At 37.0% G+C, this 26,488-nt stretch carries 23 protein-coding genes; 15 read left to right on the forward strand and 8 right to left on the reverse strand.

All coding sequences use genetic code 11. The features are described 5' to 3' along the window. Positions 1-9 precede the first annotated feature (9 nt). From WMO14_RS11905 to WMO14_RS11920, 4 genes are all read left to right on the forward strand, one after another. On the forward strand, positions 10-1,314 hold the full coding sequence (locus WMO14_RS11905) for a sensor histidine kinase (protein WP_116444237.1): 1,305 nt from the start codon (positions 10-12) through the stop codon (positions 1,312-1,314). A 233-nt stretch (positions 1,315-1,547) separates the two neighbouring features. Beyond that, positions 1,548-4,022, forward strand: coding sequence for a glycogen/starch/alpha-glucan phosphorylase (locus WMO14_RS11910; RefSeq protein WP_022501257.1), 2,475 nt, complete (start codon positions 1,548-1,550; stop codon positions 4,020-4,022). A gap of 76 nt (positions 4,023-4,098) precedes the next feature. Continuing rightward, positions 4,099-5,073: a SpoIID/LytB domain-containing protein gene (locus WMO14_RS11915; RefSeq protein WP_022501256.1), complete on the forward strand. Its 975-nt coding sequence runs from the start codon at positions 4,099-4,101 to the stop codon at positions 5,071-5,073. Positions 5,074-5,180: 107 nt separating this feature from the next. Further along, entirely contained in the window at positions 5,181-5,999 is an 819-nt protein-coding gene (locus WMO14_RS11920) for a M23 family metallopeptidase (RefSeq protein WP_055306918.1), read from the forward strand. Between the two features lie 223 nt (positions 6,000-6,222). Here the strand turns inward: WMO14_RS11920 and murG are convergent, their stop codons facing one another. From murG to WMO14_RS11935, 3 genes are all read right to left on the reverse strand, one after another. Then, positions 6,223-7,287, reverse strand: coding sequence for an undecaprenyldiphospho-muramoylpentapeptide beta-N-acetylglucosaminyltransferase (gene murG, locus WMO14_RS11925; protein WP_022501254.1), 1,065 nt, complete (start codon positions 7,285-7,287; stop codon positions 6,223-6,225). A gap of 108 nt (positions 7,288-7,395) precedes the next feature. Continuing rightward, on the reverse strand, positions 7,396-8,199 hold the full coding sequence (locus tag WMO14_RS11930; protein WP_318255912.1) for a radical SAM protein: 804 nt from the start codon (positions 8,197-8,199) through the stop codon (positions 7,396-7,398). Positions 8,200-8,202: 3 nt separating this feature from the next. Further along, positions 8,203-8,448, reverse strand: a complete 246-nt coding sequence (locus tag WMO14_RS11935; protein ID WP_349153893.1) for a TIGR03905 family TSCPD domain-containing protein — start codon at positions 8,446-8,448, stop codon at positions 8,203-8,205. 680 nt (positions 8,449-9,128) lie between these two features. Here WMO14_RS11935 and WMO14_RS11940 point away from each other — a divergent pair. Both WMO14_RS11940 and WMO14_RS11945 read left to right on the forward strand, forming a co-directional pair. Continuing rightward, positions 9,129-9,821 (forward strand): 5'-methylthioadenosine/adenosylhomocysteine nucleosidase, encoded by a 693-nt coding sequence (locus WMO14_RS11940; protein ID WP_055176817.1) that lies wholly within the window; start codon positions 9,129-9,131, stop codon positions 9,819-9,821. 470 nt (positions 9,822-10,291) lie between these two features. Further along, entirely contained in the window at positions 10,292-10,417 is a 126-nt protein-coding gene (locus WMO14_RS11945; RefSeq protein WP_278320150.1) for a hypothetical protein, read from the forward strand. A 307-nt stretch (positions 10,418-10,724) separates the two neighbouring features. On the opposite strand, the gene WMO14_RS11950 is transcribed toward WMO14_RS11945, so the two are convergent. Both WMO14_RS11950 and WMO14_RS11955 read right to left on the reverse strand, forming a co-directional pair. Continuing rightward, on the reverse strand, positions 10,725-12,305 hold the full coding sequence (locus tag WMO14_RS11950) for a glucose-6-phosphate isomerase (RefSeq protein WP_349153894.1): 1,581 nt from the start codon (positions 12,303-12,305) through the stop codon (positions 10,725-10,727). A gap of 229 nt (positions 12,306-12,534) precedes the next feature. Beyond that, on the reverse strand, positions 12,535-13,902 hold the full coding sequence (locus WMO14_RS11955; protein WP_349153895.1) for an MATE family efflux transporter: 1,368 nt from the start codon (positions 13,900-13,902) through the stop codon (positions 12,535-12,537). A gap of 292 nt (positions 13,903-14,194) precedes the next feature. On the opposite strand from WMO14_RS11955, the gene WMO14_RS11960 reads away from it, so the two are divergent. Together WMO14_RS11960 and WMO14_RS11965 are read left to right on the forward strand one after the other, a co-directional pair. After that, positions 14,195-15,157 (forward strand): D-2-hydroxyacid dehydrogenase, encoded by a 963-nt coding sequence (locus WMO14_RS11960; RefSeq protein WP_055176829.1) that lies wholly within the window; start codon positions 14,195-14,197, stop codon positions 15,155-15,157. A gap of 43 nt (positions 15,158-15,200) precedes the next feature. Further along, entirely contained in the window at positions 15,201-15,869 is a 669-nt protein-coding gene (locus WMO14_RS11965) for a DUF4867 family protein (RefSeq protein WP_055306912.1), read from the forward strand. Here the strand turns inward: WMO14_RS11965 and WMO14_RS11970 are convergent. From WMO14_RS11970 to WMO14_RS11980, 3 genes are all read right to left on the reverse strand, one after another. Then, positions 15,866-16,138, reverse strand: a complete 273-nt coding sequence (locus WMO14_RS11970) for a hypothetical protein (RefSeq protein WP_055176835.1) — start codon at positions 16,136-16,138, stop codon at positions 15,866-15,868. The genes WMO14_RS11965 and WMO14_RS11970 overlap by 4 nt on opposite strands. 101 nt (positions 16,139-16,239) lie before the next feature. Then, positions 16,240-16,872 carry a DUF4230 domain-containing protein gene (locus tag WMO14_RS11975; protein WP_055176839.1) on the reverse strand — a complete coding sequence of 211 codons (633 nt, stop codon included), beginning with the start codon at positions 16,870-16,872 and terminating at the stop codon, positions 16,240-16,242. Between the two features lie 278 nt (positions 16,873-17,150). Continuing rightward, complete coding sequence (locus tag WMO14_RS11980; protein WP_349153896.1) at positions 17,151-18,377, reverse strand: 6-phosphofructokinase; 1,227 nt, start codon at positions 18,375-18,377, stop codon at positions 17,151-17,153. Between the two features lie 521 nt (positions 18,378-18,898). Between WMO14_RS11980 and WMO14_RS11985 the strand changes: the two genes are divergently transcribed. From WMO14_RS11985 to WMO14_RS12015, 7 genes are all read left to right on the forward strand, one after another. Continuing rightward, complete coding sequence (locus WMO14_RS11985) at positions 18,899-19,459, forward strand: flavin reductase family protein (RefSeq protein ID WP_349153897.1); 561 nt, start codon at positions 18,899-18,901, stop codon at positions 19,457-19,459. 234 nt (positions 19,460-19,693) lie between these two features. Further along, positions 19,694-21,223 (forward strand): LysM peptidoglycan-binding domain-containing M23 family metallopeptidase, encoded by a 1,530-nt coding sequence (locus WMO14_RS11990; protein WP_349153898.1) that lies wholly within the window; start codon positions 19,694-19,696, stop codon positions 21,221-21,223. A 261-nt stretch (positions 21,224-21,484) separates the two neighbouring features. Continuing rightward, positions 21,485-22,777 carry a UDP-N-acetylglucosamine 1-carboxyvinyltransferase gene (gene murA / locus WMO14_RS11995; RefSeq protein ID WP_022502349.1) on the forward strand — a complete coding sequence of 431 codons (1,293 nt, stop codon included), beginning with the start codon at positions 21,485-21,487 and terminating at the stop codon, positions 22,775-22,777. Between the two features lie 227 nt (positions 22,778-23,004). Beyond that, positions 23,005-24,513 carry a HAMP domain-containing sensor histidine kinase gene (locus WMO14_RS12000; RefSeq protein ID WP_349153899.1) on the forward strand — a complete coding sequence of 503 codons (1,509 nt, stop codon included), beginning with the start codon at positions 23,005-23,007 and terminating at the stop codon, positions 24,511-24,513. Positions 24,514-24,542: 29 nt separating this feature from the next. Further along, a complete protein-coding gene (locus WMO14_RS12005; protein ID WP_022502351.1) occupies positions 24,543-25,232 on the forward strand; it encodes a response regulator transcription factor in 690 nt (229 codons plus the stop codon). Between the two features lie 106 nt (positions 25,233-25,338). Next, positions 25,339-25,728, forward strand: a complete 390-nt coding sequence (locus tag WMO14_RS12010) for a hypothetical protein (protein WP_022502352.1) — start codon at positions 25,339-25,341, stop codon at positions 25,726-25,728. 20 nt (positions 25,729-25,748) lie between these two features. Continuing rightward, a complete protein-coding gene (locus WMO14_RS12015) occupies positions 25,749-26,408 on the forward strand; it encodes an RluA family pseudouridine synthase (protein WP_055176849.1) in 660 nt (219 codons plus the stop codon). Positions 26,409-26,488 lie beyond the last annotated feature (80 nt).

Consider the following 26,488-nt stretch of genomic DNA (forward strand, 5'->3'; position numbering starts at 1 on the left):
TGAGAGAATATGTCTGGTTGGGGAGTATACGATGTAATTATAGAGATTATTTTAAATATATTTCAGGGATTTATGGTTACCTGGTATTTGCAAAAATGTCTTGGAACTGATAGAGAAAAAAAGGATGTATACATAACGGGAACAGTGTATACATTTTTATATCTTATGTTACAGGGATATTTTACAGATTTTGAAGGTGTCGGAATTTTAATATATCTGGGGTTATCATTGTTTTTTAGTTATATGATGCTTGGAGGTACTTTTATAAAGAAACTTGTATATAATATTATGCTTGTATTTGTTCTGGCTTTCTCATCAGTTATTGCGGGGAATATTGTGGGACTGGTTTTATCCAAGGATTTTATGGAGCTTATAAAGACTAGAAATATAGATTATTATATTGCGGCATTTGTCAATCAGATTGTATTAATGTCATTTTTATTGATTATAGTTAAAATGGAAGAAAGAACAAGAAGCTTTTTGAAAGACCGGTACATTATACTTACATTGTCTATACCTATTATTACTATTATGGTATGTGCGGGAGTTTTAAGCATTGATGCTGATAATGGTAATAATATTGTATATACATCGGTTGTTATAATAGGACTTGTGGCTATAAATATTATAACAATTATATTGTTAATGATGGAACAAAATATATGTCAGAAACAGGCGGAAAATGCTATTCAGATGGAGATGTTGGAGCATCAGAAGCAAAATGTTGATGAGATTAATAAAGTGTATCTTGAAACTAAAAAAGTGCGCCATGAAATTACAAAAGTTATAGATATGACACAATATCTTATAGAAAATGGGCAACAAGAGAGAGCGGTCAATTATCTGAGTGAATTTCAGAAAGAAGGAAAGCTGTATAGGCAGGATAATATATATTCAGAAAATGCAATTATCAATCATATTCTCAACAGAAAGATAGAGTATTGCAACAATAATGGATTATCAATAAAGTGTATGGTATGTGGAGAACTTAAAGGTGTATCCGACTATGATATACATATTATTCTGGAGAATTTGCTGGATAATGCAATAGAGGCAGCATTAAAAGCAGTCAATAAAAGAATAAGTGTGGACATATATTCAGATGAACAGGCTATGGTAATAAAAATAAGTAATACTACAGAAGAAAATGTGTTAAAAAACAATCCGGAAATGAACACAACCAAAAAAGATAACAGCTATCACGGATATGGTATTAAGAATGTAAGTGAGCTTGTTAAGAAGAATAACGGAACAATAGAATATATACAGTTGGGAGTTGATATAGTTCAGTGCAGGGTATTGCTTATGTTGTAATAAAGATGATTTTCGTGAAAAGTATGTTGTTTTTTTAACAATTTTATGTTGTATTTACACTAAAATAAGTTTATTAAATTGCAATAGGTGTGGTAATCGTGTATAATTTACTTATATAGTATTTCTGGCTGGAGATACAGTTGGAAAGCGGAGTTGATGATTAATTAACTCTTAATTTGGTAATAAAAGGTATACAGATTGGGTATATCTATATATAAGGAGGAGAATACAGTATGACAGACACAGCAGTATCTTTTAGCAAAGAAGAATTTAAGAAGAAGGTCGTAAGCAATTGTAAGTCTTTGTATAGAAAGAACATAGATGAAGCTGACAAACAGCAGGTGTTCCAATCAGTGGCATATGCAGTTAAAGATCTTATAATAGATAAGTGGATAGCAACTCATAAGACATATGATAAGGAAGATCCTAAGGTTGTATATTATATGTCAATGGAATTCCTTATGGGTCGTGCACTTGGCAATAATATGATTAATCTTACTAAGTACAATGAGATAAAAGAAGCTCTTGAAGAATTAGGTCTTGATATCAATGTTATCGAAGATCAGGAACCTGATGCGGCACTTGGTAATGGTGGTCTTGGAAGACTTGCAGCATGTTTTCTTGATTCTTTAGCTACACTTGAATATCCAGCATACGGCTGTGGTATAAGATATAAGTACGGAATGTTTAAGCAGGAGATTAAGGACGGATATCAGGTAGAAGTTCCAGATAACTGGTTAAAGGATGGCAATCCATTTGAGATTAAGCGTTCTGAATACAAGTATGAAGTAAAGTTTGGTGGATATGTACGTTCTTACAGAGATGAAGCATCAGGACGTGATATATTCGTTCAGGAAGATTACCGTTCGGTTATAGCTGTTCCATACGACCTTCCTGTTATTGGATATGGCAATAACACAGTTAATTCACTTAGAATATGGGATGCAGAGCCAGTTAATACATTTAATTTAAGCTCATTTGATAAAGGTGATTACCAGAAGGCTATTGAGGAGGAGAACCTTGCTAAGAATATCGTAGAAGTTCTTTACCCTAATGATAACCACTATGCTGGTAAGGAATTAAGACTTAAGCAGCAGTATTTCTTCGTATCAGCATCAGTACAGAGAGCTGTTGACAGATATAAGAGTATGCACAACGGTGATGTAAGAAAGCTCTATGAGAAAGTTACATTCCAGCTTAATGATACACATCCAACAGTTGCAGTTGCAGAGCTTATGAGAATTCTTATGGATGAAAATGGTCTTGAATGGGATGAGGCATGGGATATCACAACTAAGACAGTTGCATATACTAACCATACTATTATGGCAGAAGCACTTGAAAAATGGCCTATCGAATTATTCTCAAGACTTCTTCCTAGAATTTATCAGATAGTAGAAGAGATTAATAGAAGATTTGTAGAAGAGATTAAAGCTAAATATCCTGGAGATCAGGAAAAGGTTAGAAAGATGGCTGTTATCTATGACGGGCAGGTTAAGATGGCACATCTTGCTATATGTGCAGGCTACTCAGTTAATGGTGTTGCAAAGCTTCACACAGAAATCTTAGAAAAGCAGGAGCTTAAGGACTTCTATGAGATGATGCCAGAGAAGTTCAACAACAAGACTAATGGTATTACACAGAGAAGATTCCTTCTTCACGCTAATCCACTTCTTGCAGACTGGATTACAGACAAGATTGGTGACGGCTGGATAACAGACCTTAAGCAGTTAGAGAAGCTTTTAGTATATGTTAATGATGAAAAAGCAAGACAGGAATTTATGCAGATTAAGCATAAGAATAAAGTAAGACTTGCTAAGTACATTAAGGAGCATAATGGAATAGATGTTAATCCGGATTCAATATTTGATGTTCAGGTAAAGAGACTTCACGAATATAAGAGACAGCTTCTTAATATTCTTCACATAATGTATCTTTACAATGAGATTAAGAAGAATCCAGATATGGATATTGTGCCAAGAACATTTATATTTGGTGCAAAGGCAGCAGCAGGTTACAAGATTGCGAAGCAGACAATCAAGCTTATCAATAATGTAGCAGAAGTAATCAATAATGATGAGTCTATCAATGGCAAGATTAAGGTTGTATTCATAGAGAACTACAGAGTATCTAATGCTGAGATTATATTTGCAGCAGCAGATGTATCAGAGCAGATTTCAACAGCTTCTAAGGAAGCTTCTGGTACAGGTAATATGAAGTTTATGCTTAACGGTGCTATGACACTTGGAACAATGGACGGTGCTAACGTAGAGATAGTACAGGAAGTTGGAGCAGACAATGCAGTTATATTCGGACTTAGCTCAGACGAAGTTATACGTTATGAGAATGAGGGCGGATATGACCCAATGGAAATCTTCAACAATGATCAGGATATAAGAGAAGTTCTTATGGAACTTATCAATGGTAAGTATTCTAAGGAAGACCCAGAGATGTTCAGAGATATTTACAATTCACTTCTTAATACACAGGAAGGCAGAAGGGCAGATACTTACTTTATCCTTAAAGATTTCTGTTCTTATGCAGATGCACAGAAGAAGATTGATGAAAGATATAGAGATGAGAAGAGCTGGGCTAAGACAGTTATGATTAATTCGTTCAAGGCTGGTAAGTTCTCATCGGACAGAACTATAGAAGAGTACGCTACAGAAATCTGGAAGCTTACTAAGACACCGGTTAAAGTACAGTAATAACAAGAATAAATTCTATCCATAATTCATACTCTTTAATATGCGCCATATAAGTGCAGACATAAAGGAGTACTGAATGTTGGATAGAATTTTTTTAAGCAATTCATATAGTTATAGAAAGAAAAAATGTGCGGCGGTAATTGTATTTATCGCCATATATCTGCTTATACCGACTATTGTTACACTGAATGTTACAGGAGTTGTGTACACGCCTGTGAATGAAGATTACAGCGATGGAAGAAAAGTGATTGTAAAATACAGAAATGCCACGCAGGAGGTAGGTGTTGACAGGTTTGTGGCGATGGTGCTTGCCAAAAGGCTTTATATGAGCAGTGAAGTAGAAGTTCTTAAAGCAGAAAGCATTATGATAAGGACAGATGTATACAGGCTTATGGGTGAGCAAATGATTATAGACAGCAGTGAGCTTGGAATGGAATATATGACGACACAGCAGATGAAAAGCAAATGGGGGAAGGATTACGAGGATAATTATAATCTTGTTAAGGACTGCACGGCTGCGACAAGTGGACTTGCAATCAGGTATAACGATAAGTATATTGAGGCAAGATATACATATATAACATCTGGAAGCACGCTTTCAGGGGCTTCAATACTAGGTGATGAGTATGCTTATCTTTCAGCAGTGGAGTGTAATAATGATAAAAATGCACAGGACTATCTTGTTGTTAAGACTATAAGCAATAAAGATTTTGTTAATTCATTTGAGAAAAAATACGACAGCATTAATCTTGATAAAAATAATCTGGCACAGCAAATTCAGATTGTATCCAAGAATGAAGCTGGTTATGTGTTAAAGCTTCAGATAGGGAATGTTGTTATGTCGGGAAGTGAATTTGCATATGTACTTGGTATTAATTCGCCCAATTTTAGTATTGAATATATGCAGACTGGCGTTAAGATAACGACAATCGGTGTTGGAGAAGGCTTTGGTGTCAGCGTATATACGGCAGATTGTATGGCAAAGGCTGGCTCATCTTATGAAGATATTATAGAAACATTTTATAATAAAATAAATATAATAAGTGAATAATACGCAGGATTATGGAAAGCATATTAACATAGAAAGGTTTTGATAACTGTAGGTTTTACCTACAGCACCGGACTTTATGCCCTTTATGGGCAGGAATGGAGGTTAATATGGATAAGAACACAGCCAGTAAGACAAAGATAGTTTCAATCGTTATATCATTAGGAATTATTGCAACACTTATTATAGGAGTAATTTCGGTGGTAAGAAGCGTTAATTCCAATAGAAATAATGAGAATAACATTGTTAATCTTAATGAAACTCAGGAAAATGTTGCAATAAAGACAGAAGATGTGACGGACGATGTGCTGGGGAATATCGATGATGAATTACAGGAAGCTAATGCTGGTGCAAGTATGGCGGTGGATACAGATAATATCAGTAATAAAGCAGATAATACTTATAACACACATAAAGCTGGCACTGACGATGCAGATAAGGAAACTGAGCCGACAGTTCCACCGACTTTATCATCAGAAGAAGTTATGGCTGAGGCAATGAAGAATTTTGCATTTGATGAGAGCAACAAGCTTGCGTGGCCAGTGCTTGGTCAGATTGTACTCGACTATAATATGGACGAGACCATTTTCTTTAAGAGTCTTGGAATGTACAAATGTAATCCAGCAATAATTATACAATCCGAGGTAGGAACTAATGTTGCAGCGGCGGCATCGGGAATTGTAACAGATGTGGCTAATCTTTCAGAAACAGGAACAACAGTTACAGTATCAATTGGAAATGGTTATGAAACAACAACTGGTCTTATAGAAAATGTTAATTTGAAAAAAGGGGATAAGGTTGTAGCCGGACAGCTGATTGGTACAGTGGCAAGCCCAAGTGCATACTATATAGAAGAGGGTCCTGGAGTGTATTTCAAACTTACACAATATGGAGAACCAATAAACCCAGACACATATTTTGTGGAATAGATAAAATAAGCACCCACTTAATTTCTTACAATAGTTTCAAATCATATATTATTTATATACGGCTTACAGTGGGTGCTTTATATATATTTTATGTAATAGGAAAATCCGATAGAATTCCCTGTTAGATAAAAAGCAATATGTGCCGGTAATGCACACCCGTGCGAAGATGTAGTTTGTCGCAAACAACCGCACCTGACACGAGAATGTATTTTGCATATTCTTTTTATCTGGCAGTAGAATTAATTAAGTTCATTATTATAGGAATAGCGTGGCTTTCCTTGCTTTCTGACATAGCGTTGATATATGTCTGTCTGTTAGTATAGAGTTCATTAACAGCTTTTAATAAGCTTTCTGGTGTAAGGTCTTCCTCAAATAATACACTTGAATAACCGTGCTCCTGAAATGATTTTGCATTAAGAATCTGGTCGCCACGGCTTGCGTTAGCTGAAAGTGGAATTAAGAGGTTAGGCTTTTTAAGGGCTAATAATTCACATATAGCGTTAGCACCAGCTCTTGATATTACGATATCGCTTATTGCAAATAAATCGCGCATTTCCTCACTTATATATTCAAATTGTACATAGCCTTCAATGTTGTTAAGTGAGTTATCAGTCTTGCCTTTTCCACAAAGGTGAACAACCTGATAATCTTTAAGAAGTTCAGGAAGAACTTTTCTTACCGCTTCATTAACGTGAACAGCACCAGTACTTCCGCCGACAACCATAATTATTGGTTTGCCACTTGTGAAATTGCAAAGCTTAAGTCCGGCAAGCTTATTACCCTGTAAAAGCTCCTGACGGATAGGAGAGCCTGTAAGAACAGCCTTGTCAGCAGGAAGGTACTTGATAGTTTCAGGAAAATTACAGCATACCTTTGTAGCCTTTTTAATAGCTATTCTGTTGGCAAGTCCTGGTGTCATATCTGATTCGTGTATGATAACAGGAATGTGCTTGTGTCCAGCTGCAAGTACAACTGGAACAGATACGAAGCCGCCCTTTGAGAATATGATATCAGGCTTAATTCTTCTCATAAGCCTGCGTGCCTGAAAATATCCCTTTATAACCCTGAATGGGTCAGTAAGATTTTTAAAGCTCTTATAACGTCTTAATTTACCTGAAGATATTCCATAGTAGGGAATATCCAGATTTTCTATTAATGTCTTTTCGATTCCAGTGTATGAACCAATATAGAATACTTCGTAGCCAGCTTCCTTAAGGCTGGGAAGTAATGCTATATTAGGTGTTACGTGGCCGGCTGTACCACCACCTGTTAATATAATCTTTTTCATAGCCAATCCTCATTTTCTTAATTATAATTATTGTTTATGGTAAATTTTAAAATTTTATAGCAGTAATTTACTGTTGCATTAGTGAGTGTCAGAATTCACGCGGTGTTATTATATTTTGTGTGAAAACCTTTCCTTGAAACTGCAATGCCTGCATAGCGGTTCAACTGCATATTTGTCATTGAATCCCTGAACAAATGCCTTGCTTTTATCGCTTTCAAGTATATCAGAAAGCGGAGTATCAAGTATATTGCCAAGAGCCATAACGCCGTTGCCGTCAAGACAGCAGGGTACAACTGTTCCATCACTTAATATGGCAATATGTGTGCGTATTCCCTGACAGAAGCCGCGTTCGTTATAATAACTTCCGTTAAGTTCAGGCCATTCAAATGGACTTTGCACATTGACATAAAGATGACGTTTGATAGTGCAGTTTCGCTCACCAAATAAAAATGGCTCATTTTTCGTGTTCCATAATCTTAACGAAATCTCTGTATCAGTCTTATCAAGAAGTGTCTCACAGGAATAGAACAAATCATTAATATAAGTATCCATATCTATGCAGTCGTTGTCATCGGCACTGTGCATAGATACATTAATCTGGTGTACTGGATATTTAATCAAAGTATCAAGTCTTTGTCTTATAAGCGTTCCATTGGTAGTGAGGTTGACCGTTATGCCACAATCCCTGCACAGGGAAAGTATGTCGGCAAGCTGTGGGTGAAGCAGTGGCTCACCCTTGACGTGAAGATATATATAATTCGTATACGGACGTATTTCATCAAGTATATGTCCGAAATCTTCAATCGGCATAAAATGTGCCGGGCGTTTGGTTTCCTGACAGAAAGAGCATTTCAGATTACAGGAACTTGTTATTTCTATATATATTCGTTTGAAGCGTTTAATATTTCCCATAAATTACTTATTGGCAATATATTGCTTGAGTGCAGTTGCAAGCTGGTCAGGACAGGATGTTGGCTTAAAGCCGCATTTAATTCCTTCCATACGTTTGATAGCTTCGTTAACGTCCATACCCTCAACGAGTGCGGCAACACCCTGAGTATTACCAGAACAGCCACCATCAAACTTAACGCCAGTAACCTTATTATCGACTACATCGAATTCAATAGAACGTGAACATACGCCTCTTGTAGTATATTTCATAATTATCCTCATTTCTACGCACAGTCAGTTAATACAAAAATATTATATAGACGGAAATGCATTGTGTGCGTTCAACGCATCCGAAGTTTCGAAGAAACATCTAAGTGACTACGAAGTAGTCATATTATATCATATGCCCTGCGTTGTTTTTCAACGCATCCGAAGTTTCGAAGAAACTTCTAAGTGACTACGAAGTAGTCATATTATATCATAGTTTTTGCGCAGTTTTTCAGCGCATCTGAAGTTTCGAAGAAACTTCTAAGTGACTACGAAGTAGTCATATTATATCATAGTTTTTGCGCAGTTTTTCAGCGCATCTGAAGTTTCGAAGAAACTTCTAAGTGACTACGAAGTAGTCATATTATATCATAGTTTTTAAAGAGTTGTATTATGTAAGATGTAATTAATTCAATATTCAGGTGAAAATCAGAGTAAATCAAATGATTTTCGTTTATGATGTTATAGTGATTAATATTTAAAAATAAAGCCTGACACAAACATTGTGATATTGCCAATTAATTGGTACAATAAGTAAAACGCATTTTAACTGTGAATAATTAACTAATAAAGTAATAACAGGAGATTAGTGTGGAAAACAGATTTTCACACAGTGGATTTGTGTCTGTGCGTACCATACACAAACCAGTATGCGAAAAATGTGCGCAGAAATGAGGATTATTATGATAGGTATTATTGGAGCTATGGACGAAGAAGTAGCTAAGATAGTTGAAGCTATGGAAATTGAAAGACAGGAAGATAAGGCTTGTATGTCATTTAAGGCTGGAAAGCTTAATGGCAAAGATGTTGTTGTTGTAAGAAGCGGTATCGGCAAGGTAAATGCGGCAGTATGTACACAGATACTTGTAGATGATTTCGGCGTTGATTATGTTATTAATACAGGAATTGCAGGTTCACTTAAGGCAGAGATTAATATTGCAGATATTGTTATATCAAGTGATGTATTACATCACGATATGGATGCTTCAGGATTTGGATATCCTTTAGGACAGATTCCAAGAATGGACGTATTGTCTTTTGAAGCAGACAAGCACCTTATAGATGTTGCCAAAGAGGCTTGTGCTAAGGTTCTTCCAGAGATAGGTACACATATTGGCAGGGTTGTAAGCGGTGACCAGTTCATATCAGACAAGGCTGTTAAAGAAAGAATATCAGCTAATTTTGATGGATACTGCACAGAGATGGAAGGTGCAGCAATTGCACAGGCAGCATATCTTAATAAAGTTCCATTTGTTATATTAAGAGCAATCTCAGATAAGGCTGATGACAGTGCAACTATGGATTACCCTACATTCGAGAAGCAGGCGATTGAGAATTCGGTTAAGCTGCTTAAGGAATTGGTGGGACAGATATAGATATAGACAGATATAATTTCTGCTGATTTATTATGTCGGACGCGGAGTGCGGTTGTGGCAAATGGTTGTGACAAACGGACGGGCTGTGGCTAGGGGCTGTGGTGGTGCGTGTGAGACTGCTATAAGATAATTGGATATTACTAAGTCATTCCCGGTGGAGTTATGGTGCCGGACGCACCGCTCCAAATTCGCCATCGTGGCTCAGTTGTCGCTTGCCCAGACCTCGTGTCTGGGCATTGCTGTATGGTGGAGGGAATGACTAAGAAATATCAGCAATTATCTTATAATGTCAGTCCTCACACGCACCACCACAGCCCCTACCCGCACCCCTGTCGGGTTGCGATGGCAGGGGCACACACTACCGGGGTTGCGGATAATAGGGCAGAAATATGGCTGGGAAGGGAGATAGGAGTGTGGCTGTCAAGATGTAGTGGTTGGAAAGCTGTACAAATCAGTGGGACCTGTAGTTCGTGAAGTTAGCTGTAGAGGTGTACTGTATATTCCTTCACAATGCAGGAATTAAGGCAGACGGCTGGACGGTTGTGTCAGCGTGGGCTGGCGGAGGCTTGTTACGCAAGTATTATAAGCACAATTGAGATACAACTTAGTCTTTCCCCTCACCAAACAGCAATGCCCAGACACGAGGTCTGGGCAAGCGACAACTGAGCCACGATGGCGAATTTGGAGCGGTGTGTCCGTTCTCTTTGCCTATCGGGAAAGGCTTAGTAGTATCCAATTGTCTTATAACTTAAGTAACGAGCCCCCAGCCAGTCCAGCCACACAACCCCCCAGCCGTCTGCCTTAATTCCGTCCGTTATAAGCCATAATTATATAATCATAAATCCAATATTACAGAAATTTATATCATATCATCTTTATAATGCCCTGATAGCGCGCAACCGCCTAAATCCCAAGCATCTGACTATAAACCTTCAATGCCCCATCAGTATCGTGTGCCAGCACTCTCTTAGCAAGCACCTTTCCAAGCTGTACGCCTTCCTGATCGAAGCTGTTGATATTCCATAAAAATCCCTGGAACATAACCTTATTCTCAAAATGAGAAAGTAAAGCACCTAAAGACTTAGGAGTAAGCTTATCTCCAGTTATAATGCTTGAAGGTCTTCCACCTTTGAAAGTCTTATTAGGGTTATTGTCATCTTTTCCACACGCAAATGCAACAATCTGAGCCGCTACATTAGCACATAACTTTTGCTGGCTTGTGCTGTCCTGAATAGTAACATCATTTTCAAGCTGGCTGTTCTTAAATCCAATGAACTGTAAAGGAACGATATTAGTTCCCTGATGAAGGAGCTGATAGAAAGAATGTTGTCCGTTAGTTCCTGGTTCACCGAATATTACTGGACCTGTAGGGTAATTAACCGGTTCATTAAATCTGTTGACGGACTTACCATTAGACTCCATATCAAGCTGCTGTAAATGTGCGGGGAAACGGCTTAAGCCCTGTGAGTATGGAAGTACAGCAGTACATTCATATCCAAGTACATTACGTTCATATACGCCGATAAGTGCATCAAGCATTGCTGGGTTCTTAAGAACGTCTTTGTTTAATGCAAGCTTGTCTTCCGCAGAAGCACCTTCAAGGAAATCCGCGAATACATCAGGACCAAATGCCAATGATAATACAGCACCGCCTACAGATGATGTTGAAGAGAAACGTCCTCCGATGTAATCGTCCATATAAAATGCATCTAAATAATCATCACTTTTGGCAAGAGGTGAGGTCTCGCTTGTTACTGCAATCATATGCTTTGCAGGGTCAAGACCAGCTTCCTTAAGAGCATTTTTAACAAATGATTCATTAGTTAACGTCTCAAGAGTTGTTCCAGACTTAGATACAAGAATGAATAATGAGTGTGCAACATCAATAGAAGTAAGTACAGCAGATGCATCATCTGGATCTACATTACTTATAAAATGAGCTTCCATTTTAAATGAATTATTCTTTTTAGCCCAGTTCTCAAGAGCAATATACATAGCACGAGGACCTAAATCACTTCCACCGATACCAATCTGAACAACAGTTGTGAACTTCTCGCCAGCACCATTAGTAATAGCACCATTATGTACCTTGTCAGCAAATTCAGCGATACGCTTCTGTTGTGTTGTATAGAATGTACGCTTGTCTACGCCGTCAGCATTAACAGCTTCACCGAGCTGTCCGCGTGTCATATGGTGGAGTACAAGTCTGTTCTCGCCGGTATTAACAACTTCGCCATTGTAAAGAGCAGCAAATTTGTCTGAAAGTTCAGCTTCTGTAGCAAGCTTTTCAAGTGCCTTAAGAGTTGTATCATCTACTTTCTTAGCTGCGAAGTTGTAGTTAAGTCCCTCAGCCATAGGAATATTATATGTCTTAACACGTTCAGCACCAGCTTCGCCCGACATAACCTTATTAAGGTCAACAAGCGGAGTTTCCTTTAATTCCTTAAAAGCTTCAAGTGTGTCAAGATTGTTCCAATTAATCATAAAATATCTCCTCCTAGTATAATTGAGTTGTAGGTAATTGCGAAAACTGCTAAGACCATTCGCAATTACCTATAATAAGTTGCAACATTAAAAGATATAATGCCAGAATATATCGAAATAACATTTAAAATGTTATCCATTAAGGCATTATATTGATATATTGTCGCACAAAATATCTTAATTGAATTATACTATCAATGTCTGTCGAATACAAGGAGAAAAGTCGTTATTATCTATCATTTTCCATCTGCTTAAGTTCGGGGAGAATGGTACACAGCATAGTTATAAAACATATGCTTCCGCCAATTATATTAGATACAGGTTCGGCTGCAAATACACCATTTGTTCCCATATTAAGAGCGTAAGGCATAATATATGTAAGAGGTATTACAATAAATACTTTTCTTAATAAAGAGAAGAATATAGCCTGTTTTTTCTTATTAAGGGATTTGAAAATGGTCTGTCCGATGTATTGCAGGTCCATAAATATAAAGGCGGCAAAATATATCTTCAATGCTGATACTGCATCTTCCATAAGTGAAGTATCAGAGCTGAAAATATTAATAAGCATATGAGGGGCAAGAAGTATTATGCTCCACATAACTGCGGTATATCCTAATATTAATGCCCCCATAGTAAGTCCGGCTTTACGCACCCTTCCTGGCCTTTTGGCACCATAATTATAGCTGATAATTGGTGAAGAACCTTCGTTGATTGCGTATATAGGTGTCTCAACCATTTGCCGTATGCTTGAAACAATAGTCATTACAGAAATGTAAATATCGCCGCCGGTAACTGAGAGAACATTGTTACAGCATATTGATACAAGGCTGTTAGTAAGCTGCATTACAAAGCCGGAAGTACCAAGGCTGATTATATCTTTTGCAAAATTCAGACATTGTGGCAGTTCATTTTTTCTTATAAAGCTTATCTTTAATTCAGCTTTAAATCTTAAGAAATATATTACAAATGAAGCTGACATAAGCTGTGAAATAACAGTTGCCACAGCCGCACCTTTTATTCCAAGATTAAGGATAAATATAAACACCGGGTCTAATATAAGATTGGCAATAGCACCGATTGCAACAGAGAGCATACCGATTGTTGAGTAGCCCTGTGCATTGATAAATGGGTTCATTCCTGTTGCTATCATTGAAGGAAGGGTTCCGATAAGGTAAATGCACAGATAAGGAAATGCGTACTTAAGTGCTGTGTCAGAAGCTCCAAATAGTGTGAGCAGAGGGGCTGCAAATAAGAGGCATATGCACATAAGAATAATTGCGGAGCCGCAAAGCATTGTAAAAGAAGTGTTCATAATGGTGTTAGCACTTTTTTCATCACCCATTCCTCTCTTAATTGAGAATAAAGGTGCACCTCCGCTTCCAAAGAGATTGCTGAAAGCGGTCATAATCATAATTATTGGAAAGCATAGTCCAACTGCACCAAGGGCATTTGTTCCGACATCGGGAATTCTTGCAATGTACACTCTGTCTACAATATTGTATAACAGACTTAAAATCTGTGCCACAAGCATAGGTATAGCCGCATTTAAAATATTATTGGTTATAGTTCCATTTTCAAAATCAATACGTTTCATATATTTCACTTTCTCCATTGTGATTAAAAAGTTATTAATAAAGATTATATATTTAATATTACATTTAATATTACATATATAAATATTAATGTATAAAATGTTATTCCTTAAAACGATTGCAAGTATATCACTTTGATATTGTAAACACAAATTAAAACTTATGTAAAATTAAACGATAACATTTACAATTGAATTATAAATTACAGAGAAGTATAATTGAAATGTCAGAAAATGAGGCCGTGAAAAGTTATGTTTTAAAGGCATACAAAGGCAGAATGGAGGTATTATTATTATGAAAATTCTTATGCTTGATTCGTCTACATACGGAGAAGATGTTAATGTAGACAAGTTCTATGGTCTTGGTGAGGTTAAGAGCTACCAGACAAGTACAAGGCAGGAGGCACTTGAAAGAACTGCAGGGTTTAATCCGGACGTTGTTATTATCAATAAGATTGTTGCAGACAAGGAATTTATAGATTGTGCACCAGCTTTAAAGATGATAGCAGAAACAGCAACGGGTTATAATAATATTGATATTAATTATGCTAAGGAAAAGAATATAAGAGTAGCCAATGTTGCGGGATATTCAACAGACTCAGTTGTACAGCATACATTTGCATTGGGACTGTATCTTATAGAGAAGATGAATTATTATGACAACTATGTTAAATCAGGTGAGTATGCAGAATGTCCGATTTTCTCACATTTTTCCAATGTATTCCACGAACTTTCAGGAAAGACATGGGGCATAGTTGGTCTTGGAACTATAGGAAAAGGTGTTGCAAAGATAGCCTCAGATTTCGGATGTAAGGTTATATATTATTCAGCAAGTGGAAAGACACAGGATGTGCCTTATGAGAGAGAAGAGTTTGACGAATTCTTGAAAAAATCAGACATAATATCTATTCATGCACCACTTAATGATAAGACCAATAATCTTTTTAATAAAGAAGCATTTGATAAGATGAAGACAAGTACAGTGCTTTTAAATCTTGGACGAGGTCCTATCGTTAATGATGCAGATTTAACAGAGGCACTTGAACAGGGAAAGATTGCTGCGGCAGGACTTGATGTACTTGGAAAAGAGCCTATAGAAAAGGATAACCCGCTTCTTAGGATTAAGGATAGCACAAAGCTTGTGATTACACCACATGTAGCGTGGGGCACAGTAGAAGCAAGAACAAGACTTATGGACGAAGTATATGAGAATATTGCAGCTTTCACTAAGGGTGAAGCAAGAAATGCGGTAGTGTAAGTGTAGAAGAAATGGCAGTATAATAAGCGGAATGGAGAAGCGTATGCAGATTTTATCAGTTAATGATGATGAATTTAAGAAATATGGACGTGTAGTTGATAATGTGGATTTTACAGAGCTTATACAGGAATTAAAAAGAACTCCAATACCATCAGGTGTTGTATATGAACCAGCAGTAAAGGAGCTTGAAGCACTTCCTATAAGGCTTGACATTTCCTCAGTTGTATATGGTGAAATGCCAATTCAGATAGGTTACTGTAATGGACATAATTCAAAGCTTAATGCACTTGAGTATCACAGGGATTCAGAGATTAATATTGCGGCTACGGATATGATTCTTATGCTGGGACTGCTGACAGATGTTAACGATGATTATATATATGACACAGCTAATGTAAAAGCTTTCAGGGTTCCAGCAGGAACGGCTGTTGAAGTGTATTCTACAACACTTCATTATGCGCCTTGCGGCATAGATGGTAAGGGATTTCAGGTTGCAGTCGTGCTTCCAAAGGGAACTAACTATCCATTAAAGTCAAAGCATATAAGAATAGATAATAAAACAGCCAGCACCTCAAATGAGAATACTGGCAGTAGTAATATCAATGAAGATGCACTTCTTGCGGCTACTAATAAGTGGCTTATAGGCCACGCCGAAGGCGGTCTTGATGATAGTGCATATATTGGACTTAAGGGTGAGAATATTGAGATTTAATCTTCTTCAATAACCTGAACTTCCATATAAGCAAAGTCAATTGAATCAATAAAATTATCTTTAGTAAATCTTACTTTAGAGTGACGCTGGAAGTCTGCTATATTAGAGTCAAGCCATATAGGCTCGCTCAGATCGAATGTATAGCAGGCTTCTTTTATGCCATCAAATATCTTTTTGGTTCTGTTAATATCTATATCAGAATTAGCATAGACCATATCTTTCATAAGATGATTGGACTCATCGAAAAGTTTACACCATAATCGAAACATATATTTTCTCCGTTCTTACATTAATATAGGCTGGTAATCTGTGGCTGTATTATATGTCTGTGTCGCAGCTGAATTTTAGCTGCGAGTCGTAACTTGTTGTATTACTCACTAGCACGCTCTGAGAATATTATGTTATATTCATTTGAAGGGTATACCTGACTAATAAATGAAGTAAGAATAGTCTTAGCGTTATCAAGTGCCCTGTCGTACAAGCCGCTGTTTATTGCGTCTGATAAAGCATTTTCTCTTAGCTGGATTAAAGAGTCGTTATGCTCAGTAAGTGTTATAGGAGAGAAAATGTTGTTCTCCTCGTGTAGTACTTTGAAGGAGTCAAGGTCAATGTCAGCCGATAAAGTCTTAACTTCAGGAATGTCTACATATATGTTATGGCTTGTATCGTCAGTGTCGCCGAGCTGCCATTTGACATCGCTGAAATTAATTCCAGCCTTGATAGTTGTATTATATGTATATATGTATTTGGATTGTGTCAAAGGTATGCTTACATTAAACAGCTTAAGGTCTTTGGTTTCAACCCTTACAGTAGTGGTTGTTACTGACTGGGTTGCAAGCTCACCGATATTTTCAAAGCCGATTTCTGTAATCTTTTCATCAGAAACGTAATTGCTTTTAGCTTCTTTTCTTGTGTATACAAGCACAGCACATAATAATATGATGATTATTACAGCGATTATAAATTTAATATCGAGTACCTTTTGTAACTTATTGCGGGACATAGTAATCCTCCATAGTAGTAGTTTTATAATAGCGTTGTTGCATATATATTAATCATATTAATGCGATTTTATCATAATGTAATAAACAGGTCAAAAATATTTTTGTCTTATAGGTTAATAAAGTGCTGGAATTTTAAAAATGGAATTCTGTTATGTGCAATTTGATATATAATAAAGAAACCTGATGCTTACGCACCAGGCTTCTAATATGTGATACATATAATAAAGATTAGCAGAAGACCGGCATATAAAAGAGGGAAGCCAGTCTGTTTGGACTACTAGTCCATATTAACATTAAGATGTCTAGGAAGACCATCAACCATAATTGGTGAAAGTTCAGCCTGAATTAATGGTCTGATATAGTGAATAAGGTCTTCTGTGACAAAATCATCTTCAGTAATCCACTCAAGTGGAACTTTCTTCTCGATGTTGGCAATCTGGTGTACATCGTGTGTTTCTGTAATGCACATATATGGATCATCAGAAACTCTCTTAAGTACAACAACTTTACCAGTCTCGCCTTCAAATGCAGCCTTAACAGCAGCACCACCAACGTTGAATGCTTCTGTGATATCTGTACGAGATGTCATATGAGCTGCACAACGCTGTAATGTTGATAATTCAATAGCTCTTGTCTTGATACCAAGTTCAGAACCGACTTTGTTAGCAAGGAACTTAGCAGAACTAGCTAACTGCTTGTGACCGAAAGCATCAACGAATTCAACGTGGTCAGAAAGTTCAAATACATATCTTCCGTCCATAACTTTAATACCTTCAGAAACGGCGATTACCATTGAACGTCCCTTAGAAGCGATTTCTTTAACTCTTTCAAGGAAGTGGTCAATATCAAATACCTTTTCTGGAAGATAAATGAGGTCTACGCCTTCACAATCCTCGCCTCTTGCAAGAGCAGAAGCGGCTGTAAGCCAACCAGCATTACGTCCCATAATCTCAACGATAGTTACTGTTGGATAGTCATATACAAGACCATCGCGGATAATCTCTTTCATAGTAGCGGCTATGAATTTAGCAGCACTACCAAATCCAGGAGTGTGGTCAGTAACTGCAAGGTCATTATCGATTGTCTTAGGAACACCCATAAACTTGATATCACTGCCTACAAGAAGAGCGTAGTCAGAAAGCTTCTTGATAGTGTCCATTGAATCGTTACCACCTATGTAGAAGAAGTATGAAATGTTGAGTTCTTTAAGTATTTCAAAAATCTTCTCGTAAGTATCTCTGTCATCAGATATTTCTGGGAGCTTATAACGACATGAACCTAAATAAGAAGAAGGTGTTCTTTTTAAAAGGTCGATATCGATATCAGTCTTAATCTTCTCTGAGAGATCTACATACTGCTTGTCAAGCAGACCCTTGATGCCGTGAAGCATACCATATACTTTGTTAGCTCCTCTATCTTTTGCTGTCTTGAATACACCTGCAAGACTTGAATTGATTACGGAAGTTGGTCCACCAGACTGTCCTACGATAACATTACCTAACATAAATGTCCTCCGAAAATTATTATAATAATAAAGATGTAAACAGACCTAAATTCCCTCTAGACTTAAATCTGTCATAAATATTTTATTAAATTAATATTAACATAATTAAAGCAATCATACAACTTAAAAAAGATAATTAATTTAATAAATTCTTCCCACCAAAACAGGAAACTTTCAAAATATTTATAATATGATATAATGAGCGCAAAAGGAAAGGAAGCGGCTGCGAAGCAGACATTTACTTTTCTTGCGCCATTAACGAACGAACAGCCATGCGAAGCAGGGCGGGATAGCGCGTAGCGCGGGTTCGTGAGTGTACGGGTTAAGAAAGAGTAAATTATGATATAATATGACTACTTCGTAGTCACTTAGAAGTTTCTTCGAAACTTCGGATGCGTGGAAAAGCAACGCCCGACAGTCAAGGGAAGCAAAGCTTTCCAAGACGCACCCGGCGAGGCAAATTAGCAAAAAGAAAAAAGCAAAAGGAAGAAAACCATAAGAAACGAAAGGACAATTGAAAGATGAGCAAACAGACATGGAAACCCGGCAATATGTTATACCCAGTACCAGCAGTAATGGTTAGCTGTCAAAGAGAGGGTGAGAAGCCTAACATAATTACTGTTGCGTGGGCAGGAACAATATGTTCTGACCCTGCTATGGTGTCAATATCAGTGAGAAAGGAAAGATACAGCCATGATATTATAAAAGATTCAGGCGAATTTGTGGTCAATCTCACAACAAGAAAGTTATGCTATGCAACTGATTACTGCGGTGTTAAATCTGGAAGAAATACGGATAAATTCGCAGATATGCACCTTACACCACAGCAATCGGTTAAGATAGCTGCACCGGCAATAAAGGAAAGCCCTGTTAATATTGAATGTAAGGTTAAGGATATTATAGAACTTGGAAGCCACGATATGTTTATAGCGGAAGTTGTAGCTGTAAATGTAGATGAGAAGCTTCTTGACAGCAAGGGTGCATTAAGGCTTCAGGATGCTGACCTTATAGCATATTCACACGGACAGTATTACACACTGGGAGATAATATAGGCAAGTTTGGATACTCAGTTAAGAAGTAAAGGGTTTATTGCGTAGCACGGAACAATTTGTAGGTATCAAAGTCTGGGGCTTTTGACCCCGGCATCATAATAATGAACAGTTCATTATTATTTCATTATTTATAAGAAGTGTAAGACTTTACAAATAAGCATATGCGTGGTAGTATAAAATTTGTTACGAAAATGTTACAGAAATATTACGTCATCATATTATACGAATAATGGCATTAAATATACTATTTGTTGGAGGAATGTATGACACGCATAACGAGATATGGTAGGGAGATGAGAACTACCTTTATCGCGACAATGTTTATTGCATGCCTTGTAATAGTGATAGGTATTCCATTTGTATCAAAGCAGATGTTTGATAATGAGGTGGGATATTACAGTATTTCTATTCAGGGTAATTATATTGGCGCTGCTAATACAGAAGACGAAGTCAATGTTGCATTGGCTGATGCAAGATTACAGCTCTGCAAAGAATTTGCAGATTATATATATATGGACTGCGATGTTAAGATAACAAAGCAGAGAAGAGCGATAGCGAAACGTATGACTACCAAGCAGTTACAGAATGCAATATACAGTTCATTATTTGACTGTATCGTTGATGTTGAAACACAGCTTGCTTATACTGTAAGGGTTGATGATAATATGGTAACTCTTGCTACTAAAGAAGAAGTTGAGGAGTTATTCAGAAAGATTATACAGCCATACAATGTAGCTGATGAGTTTGAACCTGTCATAAAGGCTGGAACATCGATTGATGAACAGTACACAATTGCTATCAATAAGAATGAGGAAGAGTCAGTTCAGGATACACAGATAGTTGCTTCATTCTTTGAAGATAATAATTCGGAAAATGGAACTAACAAGAAATCGCCTGACCAGCTTATGGGAATTGATTTTGCGGAAAATGTATCTGTTAACGCAGTAAGCGGGGATAAGGCAGATGTAGTGTCTGTACAGGAAGCTTATGACATTTTAACAAGAGAGAATAAATCCCAGGTATCTTATATAATAAAGGAAGGCGATACTCTTGAACAGATTGCCAAAGATTGTCAGATGACTTTGGATGATCTGCTTAAGCTAAATGACATAGCTTCACAAAATGTGGTTGTTGTACCAGGCGATGAGCTTGTGGTAACAGTACCGGATACGCAGATAACAGTGCTTACAACCAAGCAACTCTCGTATGATGAGGACTACAAGGCGGAAGTGAGTTATATTGACGATAATAATAATTCAAGAGGGACTAATACAATTCTTGATGAGGGAACGTCAGGAAAAAGAACGGTGGTTGCTAATGTCACATATGCTAATGGCAGGGAAGTGGCAAGAGATATTGTAAAAGAGAATATAACAGAGGAGTCAAAGCCTGGGAAGATTGCAGTGGGAACCCTTACACAGACTGATTATATTAAGCCGGTGGCAGGAACTTTTGTTTCGGGTTATGGAACTGGAGAAGATACAGTTAATTACGGCGTTGACTGGACGTGTAGTGAAGGCATAACAGTTGTTGCAGCAAGAGCTGGTAAAGTTACAAGAGCAGGCTGGTATGGTGGATATGGTTACTGTGTTGATATACAGCATGAAGATGGAAGCCTGACAAGGTATGCTAATAACGGCAGACTTACTGTCAGTGTTGGAGAGCAGGTAAGTCAGGGTCAGCAGATAGCGTTAAGTGGAAGCACAGGCGATGTGACAAGTCCACGTCTGCATTTTGAAATATGGATTGATGGCACAAGGGTTAATCCTCTTAATTATGTTAATAAGAACTAGAATAAAACGTACAAAGGGTGTGGATATTTTCCATACCCTTTTTAAATCATAATAAAATGCGGATAAGACAGATTGACATAATGATATGGTGTGATATAATCATAAGGATATTGAAATATTTGAACATATGCCTTAATATATTTAAGGATAACGATAGAGTAATACCATAATTGTAACGGTATAGAATATGAGATTATGGTTAAGATATTTAGAGATTAGTAACTTTTTATGAATTAGTAAGTAGTGACAGAGGTGCGAATTATGGAACAGTATGTTGTCAAGGGAGGAGTGCCACTTCGTGGAGAGGTGTCCATAGGTGGAGCAAAGAATGCCGCACTTGGTATTCTGGCAGCAGCAATTATGACGGATGAGACCGTAACAATAGAGAATGTGCCTAATGTAAGAGACACAAGAGTGCTATTACAGGCAATAGAGGGCATAGGTGCAAAGGTTAAATATATATATAACAACACAGTTCAGATTAACGGGGGTTCAATAAGCGATCTTAATGTTGAATACGAATATATCAGAAAGATAAGAGCTTCTTATTATTTACTTGGGGCACTTCTTGGAAAGTATAAGGAGTCCAATGTGGCACTTCCGGGTGGCTGTAATATAGGAAGCAGACCAATAGACCAGCATTTAAAGGGCTTTAAGGCTCTTGGAGCAAAGGTAAATATTGACCACGGAGTTGTAAGTGCGAAGGCAGAAAATCTGGTTGGAGGTCATATTTATTTTGATGTTGTAACAGTTGGAGCAACAATTAATCTTATGATGGCATCGTGTATGGCTGAGGGAGAGACAATTCTGGAGAATGCGGCAAAAGAGCCACATATTGTAGATGTAGCGAACTTTCTTAATGCTATGGGTGCTAATATTAAAGGTGCAGGAACAGATGTTATAAGAATTAAGGGTGTGAACAGGCTTCACGGTTGCACATATTCAATAATACCTGACCAGATTGAAGCTGGTACATTTATGATGGCAGCAGCAGCCACAAGAGGAGATATTGTTATTAAAGATGTAATTCCAAAGCATCTTGAGTCAATAACAGCAAAGCTTCTTGAGATGGGCTGTAAGCTTGTTGAGGGCGATGACTGGATAAGAGTTATAGCTGAGGGTGAAGTGGGAAGCACTAATGTAAAGACGCTTCCGTATCCTGGTTTTCCTACAGATATGCAGCCTCAGATAGCGGTAGCACTTGCGCTTGCCAAGGGTTCTAGTATGGTTACGGAAAGCATATTTGAGAACAGATTCAAGTATGTTGATGAACTTAACAGAATGGGTGCTAAGATAAAGGTTGAAGGTAATACAGCATATATAGAAGGTGTGGAGAAGTTCACATCGGCTCAGTTATCTGCACCTGATTTAAGAGCCGGAGCGGCTCTTGTTATTGCTGCACTTGCGGCTGACGGAATTTCACAGATAGATGATATTGAATATATTCAGAGAGGTTATGAGGATTTTGAAGGTAAGCTCTCAGCACTTGGTGCAATTATTGCTAAAGTGGATTCAGAAAGAGAACTTCAGAAGTTCAAATTAAAGATTGGCTGATAATAATGGACTGCGGATATTTTTATGATATCTGTAGTTCATTTTATTTTTATATTTTTAATACTTTGTTATAATAATAGTGTGCTAATTTGTGGTATTATTATAAAGTGATTAATATATTTATATAATGATGTCCGATTTATAATAATAATGTTAAGATGTTATAACATTTGGATATTTAATATATAATATTTAGAGAGAATACATATTTATAGCAAGAGGAATATATGAAATTAAGAGATAAGTTAAAGATTTCATTCTGTGTAATGATAGTACTTCCGGTTATTATGCTGTGTGTGTTTGTCGTAGGAATTTTCAAAATGCAGTCAGACAGCATATGCAAGACATATAATGTTGAAGGTGATACGGTGTTATTATATTTTTATTCGCCTATGACGTTGTTTGGAAGCATAACCGATGATGTGTATGAGCAGGTAAGAGAACAGGCAGAGACCGAACCAGAGAAGTTTAATAACAGAATATATCTAGAGGAGCTTAATGATACATTAAAAGAAAAGTTATCAAAACTTGTTGTAAGAAAGAATAATAATGTTATATACAATTCGACAGGGTTAAGTTCAACAGAGCTTATTAATATACTTCCAGAGTATGAGATAGATGGAAGTAATATTGTAGATGTTGCAACATATAAAGGCGGAAGCTATCACAGCCTTATAAAACAGGTTGATTTTACAGATAATTTCGGGAATACATATAGTGTATCAATACTCACTTCTGTTAAACAGAGTGTTCCACAGATAAGACATATGATTGTTGAGCTTATAGTAGTTATAATACTTATTCTTGCAATTACGAGCCTTATTCTTAATCTGTGGATATATAGTTCGATTATTAAGCCGGTTAATAAGCTTAAGCTTGCGACAGATAATATTAAAGAAGGCAATTTTGATTTTGAGATGCCCAAAGTACCTGATAATGAGATTGGAGATGTGTGCAAGGATTTTGAGGAAATGCGTCTTATATTAAAGAAGTCGTCAGAGGACAAGCTCCAGTCGGATAAAGAAGAGAAGGAACTTATAAGAAACATTTCCCACGACCTAAAGACACCTCTTACAGCAATCAAAGGATATGTAGAGGGCTTAAGGGATGGAATTGCAGATACACCTGAGAAGCAGGCAAAGTATGTTAAGACAATTGCTAATAAGGTTAATGATATGGATAAGCTAATAGATGAGCTTACTATATATTCAAGGCTTGATGCTAACAGGGTATTGTATACATTTGTTAAATTTGATGTGTCAGAATATTTTGATGACTGCTGTGATGAGATAGGAACAGAGCTTGATGCGGCAGGTATAGAGCTTAATTACAGAAATCATATTAAAGAGCCGGTCATAATTGCCGCTGACCCAGAGCAGTTAAAGAGAGTTATCAATAATATTATCAGCAACTCAGTTAAGTATATGGCTGAGGGGCGCAAGGGAAAGATAGATATAGATTTGTATGATGAGAGTGATTATGTACACATCATCATTGCAGATAATGGCAAGGGAATAGCTGGAAAAGATGTTTCGCATATATTTGAAAGGTTCTATAGAACTGATGAGTCGCGTAACTCGAAACAAGGAGGAAGCGGCATAGGTCTTGCGATTGTAAAGAAGATTGTCGAGGACCACAAAGGAAAGATATGGGCAGAGAGTGTTGAAGGAGAAGGCACTACAATGCATTTGAATTTACTCAAATATAATGTGCAGAACCCACAGCCTAAAGAATAACAGATTATAGAAAGATGAGGAATGAGATTATGAGCAAAGTATTAATAGTAGAAGACGAGGAAGCAATTGCAGATATTGAAAAGGATTATCTTGAATTAAGTGGATTTGAAGTAACAATATGCAAAGATGGTACAAGCGGACTTGCAGAAGCACTTGACGGAGAATATGACATCTGCATACTTGATGTTATGCTTCCGGGAATTGACGGATTTGAGATATGCAAGAAGGTAAGAGAGACTAAGAATATACCTATTATAATGGTATCAGCCAAGAAAGAAGATATTGATAAGATAAGAGGTCTTGGTGTAGGTGCTGATGATTATATGACTAAGCCATTTAGTCCAAGTGAACTTGTGGCAAGAGTTAAGGCTCACCTTTCAAGATATGAAAGACTTATTAACAGCTCGCAGCCAGAGAATGATATAATTGAAATACGTGGTATCAAGATTGATAAGACTGCAAGAAGAGTATTTGTTAATGGTGAGGAGAAGATATTTACAACAAAGGAATTCGATCTTCTTACATTCCTTGCTGAGCATCCTAATCATGTATATACTAAAGAAGAATTATTTAAGGAAATATGGGATATGGATTCTATCGGTGATATAGCTACAGTTACAGTTCATATTAAGAAGATAAGAGAAAAGATTGAGCTTGATACAAGCAAGCCACAGTATATTGAAACAATATGGGGTGTTGGCTACCGCTTCAAGTTATAATCAGTTAATGGGAGCCGTCAGGATGGATAACTCCCTGCGTTATGTAAGGAGTATTAACCATAAATTATCACATAAGTATATCATAATATAGAAAGAAGTGTTGAATATGATTATTGAGAAAGATTATTTTGATGCTGAGGAAGTTGATATTGCTAATGCAATGAATGATAAGTCAAGAGCACCTATAAGAAAGATACGTCTTGCAACAACTGATAGTAATAAGTATTATGCAAAGGCGATTCTTGTTGGAGATCAGGAAAATATTCTGTCAGGTGAAATAGTATTCAGACCGGATTCACAGGTTTCCAAGGAAGGTCTTGCTTTCAGTAAAGTCATTATAAAGGAAACAGCTGACGTTGAGGAATATTTTAAAAATCTTATCAGATTTGAAGGCTATAGAATTATAAGTGAGAAAGCTGACAGTGAGAATTTCAGGGCTGGATATGATGAATTATGTATGCAGGCTAATAAACTGTTATTTATGAAAAGTGAATAAACGGAAAGAGAATAGTTAAGATGTTAAATGTCATATATGAGGATAAAGATAAAATAATAGTTAATAAACCGGCAGGACAGCTTTCGCAGAGTGCCAGAGGCTTTGATATGGATCTGGTAAGCGAAGTGCTTACATATAGAAAGAATAAGGGTGAGGAAGCCTATGCGGCAATTATTAACAGGCTTGACAGACCAGTATCAGGTCTTGTGCTTATAGCAAAGAACAAGAAAGAAGCGGCAAGGCTTTCAGCACTTATGCAAAGGGAATCTTTATGCAAGCAGTATCTGGTACTTGTATGTGGCAGACCTCATAGTGATACAGGCACATTTACAGATTATCTTTTAAAAAATGGCAAAGATAACACATCAAAGGTGGTATCAAAGGAACAGGCAGGAGCAAAAAAGGCTGTGCTTGAGTATAGCCTTATTGACTATGACGAGGAAAGAAATGTTTCACGCCTTTTGATTAATCTTATAACAGGACGACATCATCAGATACGTGTCCAGTTATCATCAAGGAATCTGCCCGTTGTTGGCGATGGCAAATATGGTGGAAACCCAGCGGTTAAGAAAGCAGAGGAGTACCATATTAAAAGGGGCTGTATAGCATTATGTGCTAAGAGCCTTACAGTTGATGGAAAGGTGTATGAAATTGAGCCTGAATTTTCAGGAGGAAAATAGAAAGACTAAAAACAGAGATTGGACAGCTCAGGAAAACAAGCAATCAATATAGAATTTTTTCAAGTATAATTTGTCGGTAA

The sequence above is a fragment of the Lachnospira rogosae (ex Hitch et al. 2025) genome (assembly GCF_040096455.1).
In the GTDB taxonomy this organism is placed as follows: domain Bacteria; phylum Bacillota; class Clostridia; order Lachnospirales; family Lachnospiraceae; genus Lachnospira; species Lachnospira rogosae.